Here is a 17,062-nt window from a genome sequence, read left to right as displayed (position 1 = left end):
GCGATGCCCGACGTATGAAGTGCTGCCGGATGTCGGGCTTCCTTCGTCGGCCCAACCTACGCGGTTCGTGATTGCGCAACCAGCTCCGCGTTCTCCATCGCGATGGGCGGCATCGGCACGAAACCCGGTTGCGCACGCACGCGGTCAAGCCAACCGCGGATCGCCGGATAGGCACCGAGGTCGAAGCCGCCTTCGTCCGCGCAATGCGTGTAGCCGAACAGCGCGATGTCTGCGATGCCGTAGCCTTCGCTGCTGAACCAGGGGTGTTCGGCGAGATGCTTTTCCATCACGGCGAGCGCCTGATGCCCGCGCTCGCGCAGCTTCGGCAGGTCCGCGCGACGCGGCGAGTCGAGCGGTGTCCAGCCGCAGATGAAGCGCGCGACGGCAACAAATGGCTCGTGGCTGTACTGCTCGAAAAACATCCACGCCAGCGTCTGTGCACGCTGCCAGGCATCGCCAGCGAAATACGGCGTGCCCTCGGCGAGCCAGCACAGGATCGCATTCGACTCGACCATGCGGCGACCATCGTCGAACTCGATCATCGGCACCCGTCCGTTCGGATTCTTCGCCAGGTATTCGGGCGGGCGTGTCGCGCCATGCGCGCTGTCGGTTTCGATCCAGCGGAAGTCCTGATCGAGCCGGCGACCAAGGTGGCCGAGCAGCATGCGCAGCTTGTGGCAGTTGCCGGATGGCGAGTAGCCGTAGATCGTGATCATGATGTCTCTCCTGCATGACGGCGTCGCGCGAGCCATTCCTCGCGCGATTGTCCCCAGATCTCGATCGGCACGTCCTCGTGCGGCGGCGGCAGCTTGCCGGGGCCGCGATTGCGCGAACCGAGGCGCCGCGCGAGCGCCTGCGAAGCGTGATTTCCCGGGTCGATCGAATGAATCACCTCGGTCCAGCCAAGGTTCGCAAAGGTCCAGTCGATCGCCGCGATCGCGGCCTCGGTCGCATAGCCCCTGCCCCACGATGCCGGATGGAAAGCCCAGCCGACCTCGGTTCCGGGCCAGCCTTCAGGTTGCCAGGGGCCTGCTTGTCCGATCCAGCGTCCGCTTGCTTTCTCGATTACCGAAAACATTGCAAATCCCTGCACCATCCAGGCACCTGGCATCTGCAGGAACTTGCGCCAGGCCGGCGCACGCAGCAGCGTGCCGCCGATGTGCCGCGCGGCCTCCTCGTCCGCATGCAGCTCCGCGTAGGCATCGAAGTCCTCGATGCGCGGCAGGCGCAGGATCAGGCGCTCGGTTTCGAGCTGGATATCATTCGGATTCACGCAGACGCCCTGCTCGTGCCAAGCCCCTTCGTCATCCCGGCGAACGCCGGGATGCAGCGGCGTTCGCCGGGGCGACGGGTTTGCTCAAAATGCGTTGATCCCCGTCACTTCGCGACCGACCACCAGCTGATGCACGGTCTCGGTGCCTTCGTAGGTGATCACGGATTCGAGGTTCAGCGCGTGACGGATCGGACAGTGCTCGGTGGTGATGCCGGCGCCGCCGAGGATGTCGCGTGCCTCGCGCGCGATGTCGATTGCCATGCGCACGTTGTTCCACTTCGCGAGCGAAACCTGGGTCGGCTGCATCGAGCCGGCATCCTTCAGGCGGCCGAGCTGCAGCGACAGCAGCTGCGCCAAGGTGATCCGGCGCGCCATGTCGGCGAGCTTGAGCTGCACCGCCTGCGTGGCCGCGATCGGGCGATCGAACAGGACGCGGTTCTTCGCGTATTCGGTTGCTTCCGTGAAACACGCGATCGCCGCGCCGATCGGGCCCCAGGTGATGCCGTAGCGCGCCTGGGTCAGGCAGCCGAGCGGACCCTTCAGGCCCTTCACGTTCGGCAGGCGGTTCGCCTCCGGCACGCGCACGTTGTCGAAGAACAGCGCGCTGGTCACCGACGCGCGCAGGCTCATCTTCTTGTGCACTTCCTGCGCGGTGAAGCCCGGCATGCTCTTCTCGACGAGGAAGCCCTGGATGCCCTCGTCGGTCTGCGCCCACACGATCGCGATGTGCGCGAGGTTGCCGTTGGTGATCCACATCTTGGCGCCGTTGAGGATCCAGTCGGCGCCGTCCTTCTTTGCATGCGTCTTCATGTTGGCCGGATCGGAACCGCCGTGCGGCTCGGTCAGGCCGAAGCAGCCGATGACTTTTCCTGCCGCCATGTCGGGCAGCCAGCGCTTGCGCTGCGCCTCGCTGCCGTAGGCGTAGATCGGATACATGCACAACGACGACTGCACCGAGGCGAAACTGCGGATGCCGGAATCGCCGCGCTCGAGTTCCTGGCAGATCAGGCCGTAGCTGACCGCGTTCATGCCGGCGCAGCCGTATTCGGTCGGCAGCGACGAACCGAGCAGACCGAGTTCCGCCATCTCGGGAATCAGGTCCATCGGGAACACGCCCTTGTCGAAGCAGTCGCCGATGATCGGCAGCACGCGCTCGTCGGTGAAGCGGGCCACAGTGTCCTGAACCATGCGCTCCTCATCGGAGAGCATCGAGCGGATGTCATAGAGATCAGTCGGGTTCAGCGGCGTGGCGGGCATGGGATCGGGTCCGGATGGCGGAGCAAAGCGGCGTATTGTAGCGGGCCGCTGCGCGGGCAGCCATGCGCGAAAGACCTGCTTCCCGGTGCCCGCGATCAGTTGCGCCAGCGGACCGCGTACCCTATGCCGGCCCGAAACCCCACCTCGACCATGCGCGTCCCCGTCCTCGCCTATCACTCCAACAACATCAGCGGCAACGACTATGCCTGCAACGACCACATCGCGCTGGCCGAGGATCTGCGCCTGATCCACCGCAACGGCCTGCGCATCGTGCCGCTGGCGCGGGTCGTCGACGTGCTGCTCGGCGACGTGCCGGATTCGACGGTCGAGAACGCGGTCGCGCTCAGCTTCGACGACGGCTCCTGGTTCGACTGGCACGACATGGCGCATCCGGCCTGCGGCCCGCAGCGCGGCTTCGCCGGCATCCTGCGGGATTTCTCCACGGAGACAGGCACGGACGTGCACGCGACGAGTTTCGTAATCGTCTCGCCGGACGCGCGCGCGATCCTCGACCAGACCTGCCTGATCGGTCGCGGCTGGTGGAGCGACGACTGGTGGATCGACGCGCAACGCGAAGGCCTGATCGCGATCGAAAGCCACAGCTGGGACCACAACCATCACACCCTGCCATCGACCGTGCAGCGCGAGCAGCGCAAGGGCACGTTCCGTACGATCGACAGCCACGCCGACGCCGATGCCGAGATTCGCCAAGCCAGCGACTGGCTCGACACGGCGCTCGCACCGCATCGAACCAGCCTGTTCGCGTATCCGTACGGCGAGAGCAATGCGTACCTCGTCGAGGACTATCTGCCGCACCACGCCACGGAGCATCGTCTGCGCGCCGCATTCGACACGGCGCCGCGGCCGGTCGAATCGACCAACGATCGCTGGCTGTTGCCGCGCCATGTCTGCGGGCAGCATTGGAAGGATCCTGCCGAGTTGGAGCGTCTGCTGGCGGGAGCGATGGCCTGACGCAAAGAGATATCTCGGGTGGAAGCGCCGTATCAGCTCATCGCTACTGTTCTACCCTCCGCTTCGCTACCCTTGCAACCCGGCCGCGGAAATCCAGGACCATGGAGCAAGACGCAATCCACACGATTCCGGATGACCTCCGGCGCTTCCTGACGATCACCGAGATCGACAATGCCGATTTCATCGTTGGCCCCCTGTTCCGTCGCAAGTTCAATGCGCCACCGCCGGATGTGGGACGCCACCTGGTCGCTCTGTACCGCGACGCGCAAGGTGCGCTGCGACTCGCCGGCTATTCGCACATGCGCCCGTTCGGGGATGTCTATCTCTCCGGCGGTTCGTGCAGCGAGGGCGACACGATCCGCGCGATGGCGCCGGAACACCGCGCGGCGATCCAGGCAGCCGGCGGTGTCTGGTATCTGATCCTGAAATACGCATTCGCGCGCTACGCCGATTGCTGCGATGCGTTCTTCGGCCACTGTGGCGACGCGCGCGCGCTCGAAGTCGCCACGGCGGCCGGTTTCGTCGGCGCCGGCCACCAGCACCTGATCGCGCACTGGCACAAACCGCTGCACGAGAACATCCGACGCGCGCTGATCGCCAAGGTGCATGCGCTCGGGCCGTTCTGAGGCACTCCTGCCGCGGCAGTCAGCGCCCGGGTTTCGCCGAGCCGCGCGGCACATGCCCGGTCGCAACATGCCGGCGTGCGGATTCGACGTTGGTGGCCGAATCGTCGAAGAAGATGTCGGCGCCGAAGGCTTCAAGGAACGGACCTTTCGGACGACCGCCCAGGAACAGCGCCTCATCGATGCGCACGCCCCAGTGGCGCAGGGTCAGGATCACGCGCTTGTGCGCGGGCGCGGACCGCGCGGTCACCAGCGCGGTGCGGATCGGCGAACTTTCGCTCGGAAACGCGGCTTGAAGCCGGTGCAGCGCATCGAGGAAGCCGCGGAACGGGCCGCCTGACAACGGTTCCTGCGCGCGTTCGGATTCGTTGCGATGGAATGCGTCGATGCCGCTCTGTTCGGAAATCCGCTCGGATTCGTCGCCGAACAATACCGCGTCGCCGTCGAATGCGATGCGCAACTGATCGGACTGCCGCTGCGGCGCCTTCGACGGCAGGATGGTCGCCGCGGCGATGCCGGCGGCCAGCGCCTGCGCGACGCTTTCCGGATTCGCGGACAGGAACAGGTCTGCACCGAACGCGTGTACGTAGGGCGAGGTCGGCGCGCCGCGCGTGAACGCGGCGCGTGCGATGTCGAGGCCGTAGTGTTCGATCGCGTTGAAGATGCGCAGGCCGGTGTCCGCGGAGTTTCGCGAGAGCAGGATCACCTCGACTCGGGGCGCCTCAGGTGCCGCGCGGTTGAGATGCAGCAGCTTCTGCACCAGTGGAAACGCGATGCCGGGCGCGAGCAGTTCGTCCTCGCGCGCGATCTGGTAGCGCGCGAACGCATCGACACCGTCGCGCTCGAACAGCTCGTGGCTCTCGCCGAGGTCGAACAGCGCACGCGAGGAGATCGCGACGACGAGGGCATCGCCGCCGTCGTCGGATTTCATGGCCTGGCCGGAGTCAGGGCCCCTTGGCTGCATCAAAGCCATCCTTGAGGATCGTATCGGCCATGATAGCGGCCGCGTAGGCATCGATGCGGCCCGCACCTGCCTGGTAGTTCGGCCAGTTCGCCATCGTGAGGCCGCCGCATCCAGTGTTGGACGGGTCGGTCACTCCAGCGGTGACCGCGGTATTGCGCAGCAGGGCGGCGACCTGGTCCGGATGACCTTTCAGGGCTGGATTGACCGACATCAGCAGCGCCGCAGCGCCAGCGACATGCGGCGTCGCCATGCTGGTGCCGCTCATGCTCCCGTACGAATTGCCGGGAATGCTCGAGCGGATGCTGACGCCGGGCGCGGACGCGTCGGGACGGATCTTCGTGACACCGCTGACCGGACCGCGGCTCGAAAAGCCAGCGATGCGATCGCTGTTGTCAGTCGCACCGACCACGAAACTCGCGTCGTAGATCGCGGGCGGTGCGGTGATCGTGCTGCACGACGGCCCGTCGTTCGCCGCGGCCGCGGCGAAGAAGATGCCTCCGGCGACGAGATTGTCGACGGCCTGCTTGAGGATATCCGCGGGCGTGCAACCTTCACCCGCTGGCGGCGCGGCGGTCGGGCATCCCCAGGAATTGCTGACGATGTCCGGCGCGAGGGCCGGATTCGGGTTCTGGCCACTGTGATCGGTCGGTGCCAGCAGCCATTGCATGCACTCGATGTATCGCGCCGGCGTGCCGGTGCCGGCATCCATGTTGCGGCATCCGATCCACTTCGCACCGGGCGCCACGCCGATCTGGTTTCCGGCGCCATCGTCCCCTGCGAAGGTGCCCGCTGTGTGTGTGCCGTGACCGTGGTCATCGCACGGCGCCGCTGCATCGTTGCCGCAGGAATTGCCCGTCGAATCGTGTATCGAATCGTGCCAGTTGTAGTCGTGACTGGCCGTGGTGCCGCTCCAGCCACGATAGTGCGGCTTCAGCGCCGGATGGTCCCACTGGTAACCGGTGTCCTGTCCAGCGATGACCACGCCCTGCCCGGTGAATCCGGCGGCCCAGACATCGGGCGCGCGGATCTTGCTGATGCCGGGGCCGATCGCCTCGATGGCATCCGGTACCGGCGCCATGGCGGGCGTCGTCTGCGGCAGTTGCGCGGCGATGCGCGGATTGCTCTCGACCCTGGCCACATTATCGCGCTGCGCGAGCGCCGCGAGATCGGCGGCAGAGAGCCGCGCCCAGACCATGTTCGCGATCCAGTACGCACGATATTCGACGCGACGCGCATCCAGCCACGCATGCAGATCCGCCTGCTGTGTCGATGCGCGGGCGCGCAGCGTATCGACCAGCGCGCGCCGATGCGTCTTGTAGTCGGCGTTCGCATCGAGCGGCGCCAGCATCGGCGTGGCTTGATCCGGAAGGATGATCAGCGCTTCGACGACCCCATCGTGTTGCGCCTGTGCCGCGAGTGCCGGATTGATGTCCGCGGCCAACGCGGAATGACAGGCCAGCGCCAACGCCGCCAGCGGCATCCCGCGCAGACCGGATTGAAATTTCCCCATTGAAACATCCTCCCCAGTTGGTGTGATGATCGGTTTGCGGCACCACGAGCAATGCCGCCGCGAACACTACAACAACCGGGGAGACGCCGCGTCCGCCCTCAGGCGCTTTTCATGTGCTCGGAGATTTTGCCGAGCGCGATCGCCAGCGCCGCGCCGCCCAACGTCTTCACCAACCCCGGATGCTGCGCATAGAAGCCGCTCAGGGTGTCGACGATGCCCGGGTTGTGCTGCTGCGCCTGGGTGACGGCGGCCTGCACCTGCTGCGGACTGATTTGTGACGCCTGATCCGCTGAGATCGTCGGCGTGGCTCCGCTGGCGGCAGACGACTGGCCCAGCAGGCCACCCAGCACGGAGGCCCCGGCGGGACCCAACGCGGCCGACAGCTGGTTCAGCATGGCCGCGCGCTGCTCGGGCGTTGACGCACCGAACATCTGCGAAACCATCTGGCCCACAGCGGGTGTCTGGTCGGAACCGAGCGCGGCGGAAAGACCCTTGCTGAGCACGTCCGGCGACACGTTCTGTGCGACATGGCTGAAGTCGTCGGCCAGTTGTCCCGATGCGGCGCCGGCATTGGCGCCGAGATAGCGATTGAGAATATCGGTCAGGATTGCCATGCGTTTTCCCTCCTCAGGTAGAGGTGCCGCGGCTCTTGATGACCATGTGGTAGATGAACAGCAGCACAAGTGCGCCAACAAAGGCGCCGATGAATCCGGCCGACTGGCCGGCCGCGTACCAGCCAAGGGCGCGACCGACGAAGGTCGCGATGACCGAGCCGGCAATACCGAGCGCGGCGGTCAGGAAGAACCCTTGTGGCCCCGGACCGTGGGTCACGAACTTTGCCAACACACCGACGATGAATCCGATCACGATGGTCCAGATGAGTTCCATGCGCTTCTCCCGTGCGTAAGTTGTTGGTTGCCTCAGTGCCGGCGTGATGGACTTCCCCCACCACGCCGGACGACCGAGTGTACGCCCGGGAACGTTGCGCTGGGAGCATCGCCGGATCTAAAAATTGTCAACGACGCAACCGTCGCAGACGCGCCTCGTTCAGAGGCTGCGCCCGTCGAACTGCTTGATCTCGAGTGCCTGTGGATCAACACCTTCGAGGCAACGCACATTGATCGCAAACATCGGATTGCCCTGGCGGTCGGATGCGTGCGCGAATGGCGCAACGCCGCAAACCGTGCAGAACCGGTGCCGGATCGCGTGCTTGTTGAACGTGTAGCTCGACAGGTCCGTCTCGGGCGTGCGCAGGCGCACCTGTGCCGCCGGCACGAACGTGAGCAGGTGCCCGCGCTTGCTGCAGATCGAGCAGTTGCATTCCATGGCGCTGCTGATTTCGGTGTCGGTTTCGACCTCGAACGCGACACGGCCGCAGTGGCATCCGCCGGTGTAGGTCATCGCAGCACTCCTGTGGGTTGGGTACTGCGAGTATCGGCATCCGGCGCGCCGGCGCAAGCCAGCGTTCGACACATCTCAGCGATCGCGCAAGGTCGCGATGTCGACCACGAAGCGGTAGCGGACGTCGCCGCGGATCATGCGCTCGTAGGCCTCGTTGATCTGCGCGATATCGATGACCTCGACATCGGAAGCGACCCCGTGTTCAGCGCAGAAATCCAGCATCTCCTGCGTCTCGCGTATGCCGCCGATCAGCGACCCGGCGAGGCGGCGCCGACGCATGATCAACGGACCGGCGGCGAGCGGCGTCGGCTCGGGCAGGCCGACCAGCACCATCGTTCCGTCGAGGCGCAGCAGCCCGAGATATGCGTTGTAGTCGTGTTGCGCGGAGACCGTGTCGAGGATGAGGTCGAAACGGCCGGCGTTCGCCTTGAATACCGCGGGATCGCGCGTCGCCAGGAAGTCGTCGGCACCGAGGCGCAGCGCATCCTCGCGCTTGCCCGGCGAGTGGCTGAGCACGGTGACTTCGGCACCCATCGCCTTGGCCAGCTTGACGCCCATATGGCCGAGGCCGCCGAGACCGACCACCGCGACCCTGCTGCCGGCCTTCACACCGAAGCGGCGCAGCGGCGAATACGTCGTGATGCCAGCGCACAGCAGCGGCGCGGCACGTTCCAGCGGGATGCCGGGCGGAATGCGCAGCACATAGTCCTCGTCGACCGTGATGCGCGTCGAATAGCCGCCATAGGTCGGCCGGTTGCGATCGGAGCGGAGGCCATCGCGTTCGTAGCTGTTGTATGTGCCGCTCATGCCGTGGTCGCAGTACTGCTCCTCGCCAGCATGGCACGCACCGCACTGCCGGCAGGAATCGACAAAGCAGCCGACGCCGACGACGTCGCCCACCTTGTATTTCGTGACGTCATGACCGGCCTTGGCGACCCGACCGACGATCTCGTGGCCCGGCACCATCGGGAAGATCGAACCGCCCCATTCGTCGCGCGCCTGATGGATGTCCGAGTGGCAGACGCCGCAGTAGAGGATGTCGATCAGGACCTCGCGTGGGCCGGGTTCGCGACGTTCGATGGAGAACAGCGCGAGCGCGGACGTTGCGGAGGCGGCGGCGTAGGCGGGTGTCGTCAGCATGGCAGGTTCCGTGGCAGGAGAACGAACGAAACCGGCGCGTCGTGGTACACGTCCGCGGCCGGCGTCATGCCGAGGTGGCGACGCCTGCGCGCAATGCAAGGTGTTGGCGGGCGCCGGTCATCCGGCCGGCTTGTCCAGCCGCGTCACGTGACCGGCGACGAGCTTCCATGCACCGTCGCGCTTGACCAGCGTATCGGTGAAGCGCACGTCGAGTGCAAACGGCTTGCCCTTCGAGCTGCCCTTCAACGAGGTGATGCCAAGCACGATCGCGGTGTCTCCGTACAGCCTGACCTTCATGTCGTGATTGCGGAACTCGGTGTAGCGCATGCCGCCGGATTTCGCGTCCGTGATGTCGTCGGTGCGCGTGCTGATCTGCGAGTGCGAATTCGTCAGCGTGTAGTGCTCGTCCTCGCCCTTCGCGATCGCCTCCGCATCGGAGGACAGGAACGCCACGCAGAGATCATTCTCGAACGCCAGCACGGCCTGTTCGTCGCTATCGGAGGCCGACGCGGGCGATGACAGGCCGATGCAGCAGACCACGGCAAGAATCAGACACTGCGCGATGTTCATGAGGGAACCTGCTTCATCGGAAGGTGGCGAACCCTCCATTGCCGCCTCCGCCAGCGCAACGGCCGCCACCGCGCCGGATGCGGGAACCAATTCCGGCGGCAGCGGTTGGCCGGGATCCGATCACGGCGTGAAGCCCGGCCGCATCAACTGCTGCAGGAACGCGCCGACCACTCGTGGCTCGATCAGGATCGTGAACAGCACGCCATAGATCGCACCCCAGAGATGCGCGCTGTGATTGATCCGGTCGGTGCGCTGGCGATCCATGTAGATCGTGTAGCCGAGATAGAGCACCGCATAGATGATCGCCGGCACCGGCAGGAAGAACACCAGGATCGTCGTCCATGGCCGCAGCAGGATGAACGCGAACAGCACCGCCGACACGGCGCCGGACGCACCGAGACTGCGGTAACCGCTGTCATCACGATGACGCAGATAGCTTGGCAGGCACGACACGACGAGGCCACCGACATAGAACAATGCGTAACCGGGTGCACCGATGTAACCCGCATAGAACTGCTCCATGAACCCGCCGAAGAAATACAGCGTGATCATGTTGAACGCGAGATGCGGCACGTCCGCGTGGATCAGCCCGCAGCTTGCGAGGCGCCAGTATTCCTTGCCGCGCGAGATCGCCGGCGGCCACAGGATCAGCCGGTCGATCAGGCGCGGGTTCGAGAACCCGATGAACGAGACGACGCAGGTGACGGCGATGATGATCAGGGTGACGGGCATGGCGTGCGCTTCCCTACGGCCTTGGATGGGCGCGCACGATATGCTGCGGACGCCGCGTCGAACAAGCGCCAGGCATCTGCGCGCTCCAGTGGTTCCATTGCGTCAATGCGGTTGAAACGTTTTCCGCTACGCCGCGTTGCGTTCGAGCCAGGCCGCATACGCCTGCAGCACCTTGCCGAGAAATTCGCGCGTGGAGTCGTTGGTCATGCGGCCGCTTTCGTCGAACAGCTTGTCAGCGTGGCCGATATAGGCCTCGGGTTGCTGCATCGCCGGCATGTCGAGGAACACGAGCGACTGGCGCAGGTGATGGTTCGCGCCGAAACCGCCGGTTGCGCCCGGCGATCCACTGACCACCGCCGCCGGCTTGCGGCTCCACGCACTCTTGCCGTACGGCCGCGAACCGACGTCGATCGCGTTCTTCAGCGGCGCCGGCACCGAGCGGTTGTATTCGGGCGTCACGAAAATCACGCCGTCGGCGGACCGGATGCGCTCGCGGAACGCAGTCCAGGCTGACGGCGGGTCATCGTCGAGATCCTGGTTGTACAGCGGCAGCGTGCCGATCTCGACGATCTCGAGCTTCAGCGCGGCAGGTGCGACCTCGATCAGGGTCCTGGCCAGCCTGCGGTTCAGCGAAGCCTTGCGCAGGCTGCCGACGATCACGACGACGTCACGGGGATTGCTCATGATGACTCCTCGTTCGTTCGGGTGAAGCAACTCGGCGCGGAGCATGTCACGTCGCGATACCCGCCGCATGCAACGTCCGCGACGGTATGATCCGCGTCCCTGCCCCACCCGCAAGTTCGATGTCGGCCGCCCCGCGTTACCTGCAACTCGATGTGTTCTGTGCGCGTCCCGGCGGTGGCAATCCGCTCGGCGTGGTGATCGGCGCCAATGACTGGAGCGGCGACACCATGCAGCGCTTCGCGCACTGGACCAACCTGGTCGAGACCACGTTCGTGCTCGCGCCGTCATCACCGGAAGCGAGCTACCGCCTGCGCATCTTCACGCCGGACCGCGAGATCCCGTTCGCCGGTCATCCGACGATCGGCAGCGCGCATGCGGTGCTCGACAGCGGCTTCGCGCAGGCGCGCGACGGCGAACTGATCCAGGAATGTGGCGCTGGCCTGCTGCCGGTGCGCGTCGAAGGCGAAGCCACTGAGCGACGCCTGTTCGTGCGCGCGCCTGCGGCGCGCGTCGTGCGAGAAGGAATTGCCGGCGAACCGCTGCTGCAAGCCGTGCTCGGTGGCGTCGCGCTCGGCGCGCTGCCGCCGGCTTTCGTCGAAGGCGGTCGACGCTGGTGGGTCGCCGAATTCGCCGATGAGGCTTGCCTGCGCGACTGGAAACCCGATCACGCCGCGATCGGTGCGTTGGCGCGGGCGACTGACAGCCTCGGCCTGTGCGTGTTCGCTCGTGCCACGAATGCCGATTACGACTTGGTCGTGCGCGCGTTCCCGGCCGGCGTCGGCATCGTCGAGGACCCGGCCTCGGGCGCGGCAAACGGACTGATTGCGGCCTGGATCGCGCTGCGCGAGCCGCACGGTCCTCTCGCGCGCGGCTACCGGGTCAGCCAGGGCCGCGAGATCGGGCGCGATGCGACGATCCTGGTGCGCATTGATGCCGACAGCGCGGTCTGGGTCGGCGGCCAGACGCACACCGTCATCGACGGCACGACACGCTGGGTTGCGTACGCCTGATCATGGTCGCGGTCATGGGTCGCCGGTCAATCCACTTCGAAACTTTCCAGGCTGACCGGCGCGGTCGGTGCGATGGAATTGAAGAATACGTTGTCGAATCGCATCGTCCCGATGAGATTCAGGTACAAAGTACAATGGGCTGACCGCGCGTTGCCCGGAAGGGTCCCGCTCGCCGTTTGCCATGCAGTCCAGTAAGTTGCGTAAGACGGTTGCGGTTTGCGCGACAGGTCGAAATAGTTTTTGCTGCAGTTGGCGTCCGTGTAGGTCGTGCACACCAGAGCGGCTCCATAAGCTCCAGAAATCGATCCCTTGAATACTTTGGATTGCAACCCCTCGCTGTACGCTGCCCCGGGGCTGACCGCGAAGCAGGTGGATTGGGCCGAGACACCACTTTCCGTGGGATCTCCAGTGAGCTGAATTGAACCGGAGCTGGAACTGCCGCCGGCATCGTCCGCGCTCCAGATCCCGTAAGGGAACGTTGTCCAGCCGTTGATCTGATTGGCCGCACTGAAATCACCATTCGGCAGGAGATTGGCCGGTTGGGCAGCAAATGTCGGTTCCGAGGCGCAGAGAACCGCTGCAGCCAGCACCCATGCACCGTTATCCATGCAAACCTCCCTGCGTGAGGAATGGGTCGTCACTTTCTGTTATGCGCAGACAACCAGCCGGAAAATTATACGCGCTGCCGGCAGCAAGGAACCTCAGGCCGCGTGCGACCCCCAAACGCAAAAAGCCCCGGGTTCGCACCCGGGGCTTTTTGCTACAAACACGCTCGAGCGTGGATCAGATCACCTGGACCTGGTCGGCCTGCATGCCCTTCTGGCCCTGCACGGCGACGAAGCTGACGCGCTGACCTTCCTGCAACGACTTGAAGCCGGTGCCCTGGATCGCGCGGAAATGCACGAACAGGTCGGGGCCGCTTTCCGGGGTGATGAAACCAAAGCCCTTGGCGTCATTGAACCACTTGACGGTACCGTTCTGACGATTCGACATCTGAAACTCCTGAAAACACTGATGGCATCGCGATTGCGGAACATTCCGCATCGAGACTGGGTTGCAGGGAGCTAGCGAGGCGAAGCGGATCGTCGGACCTACCGCATCAGGCCACGATTCACAGTGACCCTTGCAAACACAGTGGCCGGACTATACGCGCAATCCCTTGCAAACGCTAACTTTGCGTTGTGTCCTCGGACACCTCGGCGGCTTTGCAGAGAAACCTGACCTGAGGCTGACGTCGGCGGCCTCCCGGGGCACATCGGGCGCCCCAAGGTCTTTCGGGCGCGATCACAAAGTCGGCACGCCCAGCCGGCCCTACGCGGTGCCGGCGACGATGTTGACGCTCAGCGCGATGATCACGACATTGAAGAAGAACGCGATCACGCTGTGCACGAGCGCGATGTGGCGCAGGCGGCGGTCGGTGATCTGCACATCCGAAACCTGGAAGGTCATGCCGATCACGATCGCGAAGTAGGCGAAGTCCCAGTAGTCCGGCCAGTAGTCCGGCTCCTTCTGCCCCGGAAACTCGAGGCCGCCGCGCGGCTGCTGGCGCTGGTTGTCGCCGTAGTACGCGTGCGCATAGTGCAGCGCGAACATGGTGTTCATGAACAGCCAGGACAGCAGCAGGCTCGCCGCGGCGAGCGCTATCTGGGGCGCGCCGCCGGTCTTGCCCGCATGCAGCTCCATCCCCAGTGCGACCAGTGCGACGGCGGTGACCGCGACGCCGCTGAGCAGGAAGCCCCAGCGCCCCTGGTCCTCCTTGCGCGAGCGTGCGCGAATCGAGGCGACGTCTGAACGCGTGAACATCTGAGCGACGAGGCCAAGAAACACAAGCGAAGCCAGCACGAAGGCGAGCACGACCACTCGGGTCGGGCCGATGCCTGCCATTCTCAGCGCGACCACAAGCGCGACAAACAGCGTGGCGGCGATATTGAAGCGAGGCCGCCGCGTCAGGCGACGCACGAACCGAGTGCCGATCCCCGGCTGGGCAGGTTTCGAAGGCGCTTCAGGCATCGGTGCTCCGTGTTCCGATCGGCAAACGTCGCGGCCATTGTGCCGCGCCCGCGTAGCCGCCGCTTGCACGGGCTCAGCCTGGATCGCCGAAGTCCGGCAGCCGCACAAGCCAGCCGGCCAGCCGCTCCGCCCATTCGGCCTGGCCTGCGGAATAGGAGATCAGGTCCTGCCGCACCTCGAGTTCGACATGCGGCAGGCCACGGCGCTCGCCATGGACCGGTATCGCATAGTCGGTCGCATCGCTGACCGTATAGGGTTCATTGTCGCCGACGACCCAGCGGCCGTCTTCTCGCATCAGGGCCAGCAATGCCTGCGCGACGCGCGCATCACGGTGATAGAGCACGCCGAGATGCCAAGGACGAGCGACGCCGGCATACACCGGCGTGAAGCTGTGCACCGAAACGAGGATCGTCGGTCGCTTCGCCAACGCGCGCCGGTCCAGTTCGGCGGCGACGCGCGCGTGGTACGGCTCAAAGATCTCGCGGACACGAGCCTGCGCGTCATGCGCGGACAGGTTGCGGTTGCCGGGAATGTCGGTGTGCTCGCTGCGCGTCACGATCGAACCGGGCGCGCTGGGCGGACGGTTGCAATCGATGACCAGCCGCGACCAGGGCTGCGTGATCACGAATGCATCGAGCCGCCGAGCGAGTTCGCGTGCCAGCCCGGCCGCGCCGATGTCCCAGGCGATATGCCGTTGCAGTTCGGTCGCGGATACGCCGAGATCGCCGAGCGCGCGCGGCAAGCGCTGCCCGGCATGGTCGCAGATCAGCACGAACGGCGAACGGCCGTCGGCGTGTGCGACCGTGAACGCTGACGGCTCGTCGGCGCCGAGCAGGCTCGGCAAGCGCGCCGCACCCGGTACACGGAGCGAATCGTCAGCGATAGTCATCGCGCGTCACAGGCTCGCACTCCGGGCATGAGGGTCGTCTACGCGCGGATCGGGACTGGATGAGAGTGCGGCGGCAAACGCAACACCGGCCCGCACCGGTCACACACACCCCGGGCGCGATGGTTGCTCCGGGGGCGTGACACGATCGATCAGAACGAAATCGATCGGAACGGCGCCAATCAAATCAGGCGGTTTTCTTCGCCGCGACTTTCTTCGCCGGCGCTGCGGCCTTCTTCACCGCGGGCTTCGCTGCCGGCTTCGCCGCGGCAGTCTTCGTGCCAGCTGCTTTCTTGGCCGCATGCGGACGCGTGTTGCCATAGCTGCGGATCGCGATCTTGCCCTTCTTGGTCTTGCGGTCGCCTCTGCCCATGATTGCTCTTTACTCTTCGTGTGCCGATGGTACGGGGCGCGCAGGATAGCAGCCTGCGCCGCCTATGCAAGAATCGCGTCGCATTCGCGGCCTCAGAGGCATCGCTCCCCGCTCAATGTCCGCAACGCGCGTCGGCGCAGTCGAAGCGCTCCAACTGCACGGTCGCGTGCTCGATCCGGAAGCGTTCGCGCAGCACCGTCCGGATCGACGCAATCGCCTGGTCCGCATCGGTGCCCTCGAACAGCCGCGCATGCAGCGTGGCGACATGGTAGCCGCCGGCCAGCTGCCAGACGTGCACATGATGGACGTCGCGCACGCCGGCCGCCTCGCTCTTCAGGGTGCTGCCGACGAGGTCCGAATCGATACCCTCCGGCGCCCCTTCCAGCAGGATGTGTGCTGACCGGCGCAGCAACCGCCAGGCACTGGCCAGGATCAGTAACGAGACCAGGATCGAGGCTACCGGGTCGGTCCACAACCAGCCGAATCCGCGGATCAGCAGCGCCGCCACGACCGCCCCGAGCGAACCGAACAGATCGCCGAGCACATGCAGGCGCGCACTGGCGGTATTGAGATCGTCGTGGTCATGACCGGACAACGCGAGCAGGACGAACGCATTGACGAGCAACCCGGCCACCGCGATCACCAGCATCGGACCGGACAGGATCGGCTGCGGATCGCCGAGGCGCAGGGCGGCCTCGGCCACGATCCACGCGACCAATACAAACTGGACCAGCGCGTTGCTGTAAGCAACCAGCACCTCGAGGCGCGCATAGCCGAAGCTGCGCCTCGCGTCTGCGGGACGCCGCGCGTAGTGCGCGCCGAGCCACGCGAACAGCAGCGCGGCTGCATCGACCAGCATGTGCCCCGCATCGGCGAGCAGCGCGAGCGAGCCGGACAACCATCCGCCGAACGCTTCCGCCAACAGCGTGACCAGGGTCAGCACGAATGCGAGCAGCAGGCGCCGCTCGCGACGCCCACCGGGCGCCACGTGCGCGTGATCGTGCGCCGGTGAATGGTCGTGGTGGTGGCTCATCGGCCGGAATCGGAGATTGACATGCGCGGCATGCTAGGCGGCAGCCGCGCGGTTACACAATCACGCGCGGAGGCGATCTGCGCCGGGCAGATGCTCAGTGTCCGCAGGCCGCGTCGTGCACGTGGCCATGCGCGAGCCGCAGATTGGTCAGGTGCGCGAGCGCAACCAGCGTTCCGCCCATCGCGACCAGCGTCGCGTGCAGGATCGACGCGTGATCGAAGTCGACCACGATGCCGGCGACCAGCAGGGTGATGCCCGGCGCCAGGAACCAGAACGCGCTGAAGCGCTGGTGGCGGCGGAAACCGATGACCATTGTGGTCAGCGCCAGCACGCTCGCGAATGCGATGAAGCCGCGTTCGAAACGATGGTCGGCAAGGAAGCTCAGCCCCAGCGCCGGCAGCACCGCGATCACCAGCGGCAGCAGCGCGCAATGCACCGCGCACAGGAACGACGCCGTCGCGCCGAAACGATCGGCGAGACGCGCGAACAGCGATGGATGGCGCGGACCAGTGCTCAAGGGCGGAACTCCGATTGACGTTATAACATAACCCGCCGATCCGAGGCGGCAAACCTGATTGTCCCGTTCGACTCCAAGTGCACGCTGGCATGACCAATGGCATGGAC

At 65.7% G+C, this 17,062-nt stretch carries 22 protein-coding genes; 3 read left to right on the top strand and 19 right to left on the bottom strand.

All coding sequences use genetic code 11. The features are described from left to right. Positions 1-56: 56 nt before the first annotated feature. From ABD002_RS05585 to ABD002_RS05575, 3 genes are all read right to left on the bottom strand, one after another. Positions 57-716 carry a glutathione S-transferase family protein gene (locus ABD002_RS05585; RefSeq protein WP_343788032.1) on the bottom strand — a complete coding sequence of 220 codons (660 nt, stop codon included), beginning with the start codon at positions 714-716 and terminating at the stop codon, positions 57-59. Continuing rightward, positions 713-1,273 (bottom strand): GNAT family N-acetyltransferase, encoded by a 561-nt coding sequence (locus tag ABD002_RS05580; RefSeq protein ID WP_343788030.1) that lies wholly within the window; start codon positions 1,271-1,273, stop codon positions 713-715. Before ABD002_RS05580 ends, ABD002_RS05585 begins: the two co-directional genes overlap by 4 nt. Positions 1,274-1,357: 84 nt before the next feature. Further along, the gene (locus ABD002_RS05575) at positions 1,358-2,530 is read right to left on the bottom strand and encodes an acyl-CoA dehydrogenase family protein (RefSeq protein ID WP_343788028.1); all 1,173 of its coding nucleotides are present in this window, start codon (positions 2,528-2,530) and stop codon (positions 1,358-1,360) included. Positions 2,531-2,680: 150 nt separating this feature from the next. Here ABD002_RS05575 and ABD002_RS05570 point away from each other — a divergent pair, with 150 nt between their 5' ends. Together ABD002_RS05570 and ABD002_RS05565 are read left to right on the top strand one after the other, a co-directional pair. After that, a complete protein-coding gene (locus ABD002_RS05570) occupies positions 2,681-3,502 on the top strand; it encodes a polysaccharide deacetylase family protein (RefSeq protein ID WP_343788026.1) in 822 nt (273 codons plus the stop codon). Between the two features lie 101 nt (positions 3,503-3,603). Beyond that, on the top strand, positions 3,604-4,128 hold the full coding sequence (locus ABD002_RS05565) for a hypothetical protein (RefSeq protein WP_343788024.1): 525 nt from the start codon (positions 3,604-3,606) through the stop codon (positions 4,126-4,128). A gap of 19 nt (positions 4,129-4,147) precedes the next feature. Here ABD002_RS05565 and ABD002_RS05560 read toward each other — a convergent pair whose 3' ends face one another. From ABD002_RS05560 to ABD002_RS05520, 9 genes are all read right to left on the bottom strand, one after another. After that, positions 4,148-5,056 (bottom strand): 5'-nucleotidase, encoded by a 909-nt coding sequence (locus tag ABD002_RS05560; protein ID WP_343788022.1) that lies wholly within the window; start codon positions 5,054-5,056, stop codon positions 4,148-4,150. A 13-nt stretch (positions 5,057-5,069) separates the two neighbouring features. Further along, the gene (locus ABD002_RS05555) at positions 5,070-6,599 is read right to left on the bottom strand and encodes a S8 family serine peptidase (RefSeq protein ID WP_343788020.1); all 1,530 of its coding nucleotides are present in this window, start codon (positions 6,597-6,599) and stop codon (positions 5,070-5,072) included. 98 nt (positions 6,600-6,697) lie between these two features. Continuing rightward, a complete protein-coding gene (locus ABD002_RS05550) occupies positions 6,698-7,213 on the bottom strand; it encodes a hypothetical protein (protein ID WP_343788018.1) in 516 nt (171 codons plus the stop codon). A 13-nt stretch (positions 7,214-7,226) separates the two neighbouring features. Further along, positions 7,227-7,487: a GlsB/YeaQ/YmgE family stress response membrane protein gene (locus ABD002_RS05545; RefSeq protein WP_343788016.1), complete on the bottom strand. Its 261-nt coding sequence runs from the start codon at positions 7,485-7,487 to the stop codon at positions 7,227-7,229. Positions 7,488-7,646: 159 nt separating this feature from the next. Continuing rightward, on the bottom strand, positions 7,647-8,000 hold the full coding sequence (locus ABD002_RS05540) for a GFA family protein (RefSeq protein ID WP_343788014.1): 354 nt from the start codon (positions 7,998-8,000) through the stop codon (positions 7,647-7,649). A 75-nt stretch (positions 8,001-8,075) separates the two neighbouring features. Then, entirely contained in the window at positions 8,076-9,140 is a 1,065-nt protein-coding gene (locus ABD002_RS05535; protein ID WP_343788012.1) for an NAD(P)-dependent alcohol dehydrogenase, read from the bottom strand. Between the two features lie 117 nt (positions 9,141-9,257). Further along, the gene (locus tag ABD002_RS05530) at positions 9,258-9,710 is read right to left on the bottom strand and encodes a nuclear transport factor 2 family protein (protein WP_343788010.1); all 453 of its coding nucleotides are present in this window, start codon (positions 9,708-9,710) and stop codon (positions 9,258-9,260) included. A gap of 120 nt (positions 9,711-9,830) precedes the next feature. Beyond that, entirely contained in the window at positions 9,831-10,442 is a 612-nt protein-coding gene (locus ABD002_RS05525; protein ID WP_343788008.1) for a rhomboid family intramembrane serine protease, read from the bottom strand. 126 nt (positions 10,443-10,568) lie between these two features. Next, a complete protein-coding gene (locus ABD002_RS05520; protein WP_343788006.1) occupies positions 10,569-11,126 on the bottom strand; it encodes an NADPH-dependent FMN reductase in 558 nt (185 codons plus the stop codon). Positions 11,127-11,245: 119 nt separating this feature from the next. Here ABD002_RS05520 and ABD002_RS05515 point away from each other — a divergent pair, with 119 nt between their 5' ends. Then, the gene (locus ABD002_RS05515; RefSeq protein WP_343788004.1) at positions 11,246-12,136 is read left to right on the top strand and encodes a PhzF family phenazine biosynthesis protein; all 891 of its coding nucleotides are present in this window, start codon (positions 11,246-11,248) and stop codon (positions 12,134-12,136) included. A 26-nt stretch (positions 12,137-12,162) separates the two neighbouring features. Here the strand turns inward: ABD002_RS05515 and ABD002_RS05510 are convergent, their stop codons facing one another. From ABD002_RS05510 to ABD002_RS05480, 7 genes are all read right to left on the bottom strand, one after another. Beyond that, on the bottom strand, positions 12,163-12,744 hold the full coding sequence (locus tag ABD002_RS05510) for a hypothetical protein (RefSeq protein WP_343788002.1): 582 nt from the start codon (positions 12,742-12,744) through the stop codon (positions 12,163-12,165). 175 nt (positions 12,745-12,919) lie between these two features. Continuing rightward, positions 12,920-13,129 (bottom strand): cold-shock protein, encoded by a 210-nt coding sequence (locus ABD002_RS05505; protein WP_343788000.1) that lies wholly within the window; start codon positions 13,127-13,129, stop codon positions 12,920-12,922. Between the two features lie 318 nt (positions 13,130-13,447). Then, complete coding sequence (locus ABD002_RS05500) at positions 13,448-14,146, bottom strand: DUF1345 domain-containing protein (protein ID WP_343787998.1); 699 nt, start codon at positions 14,144-14,146, stop codon at positions 13,448-13,450. Between the two features lie 73 nt (positions 14,147-14,219). Further along, positions 14,220-15,035 (bottom strand): N-formylglutamate amidohydrolase, encoded by an 816-nt coding sequence (locus ABD002_RS05495; protein WP_343787996.1) that lies wholly within the window; start codon positions 15,033-15,035, stop codon positions 14,220-14,222. 184 nt (positions 15,036-15,219) lie between these two features. Further along, positions 15,220-15,405, bottom strand: coding sequence for a 30S ribosomal protein THX (locus tag ABD002_RS05490; protein ID WP_343787994.1), 186 nt, complete (start codon positions 15,403-15,405; stop codon positions 15,220-15,222). A 112-nt stretch (positions 15,406-15,517) separates the two neighbouring features. After that, the gene (locus ABD002_RS05485; protein ID WP_343787992.1) at positions 15,518-16,438 is read right to left on the bottom strand and encodes a cation diffusion facilitator family transporter; all 921 of its coding nucleotides are present in this window, start codon (positions 16,436-16,438) and stop codon (positions 15,518-15,520) included. Between the two features lie 94 nt (positions 16,439-16,532). After that, positions 16,533-16,955: a MerC domain-containing protein gene (locus ABD002_RS05480; RefSeq protein WP_343787990.1), complete on the bottom strand. Its 423-nt coding sequence runs from the start codon at positions 16,953-16,955 to the stop codon at positions 16,533-16,535. Between the last annotated feature and the right edge of the window lie 107 nt (positions 16,956-17,062).

It is taken from the genome of Dokdonella soli (assembly GCF_039523175.1).
In the GTDB taxonomy this organism is placed as follows: Bacteria; Pseudomonadota; Gammaproteobacteria; order Xanthomonadales; family Rhodanobacteraceae; genus Dokdonella_A; species Dokdonella_A soli.
Note: the sequence above shows the minus strand (reverse complement) of the source record. Positions and strands in the feature narration are given on the sequence as shown.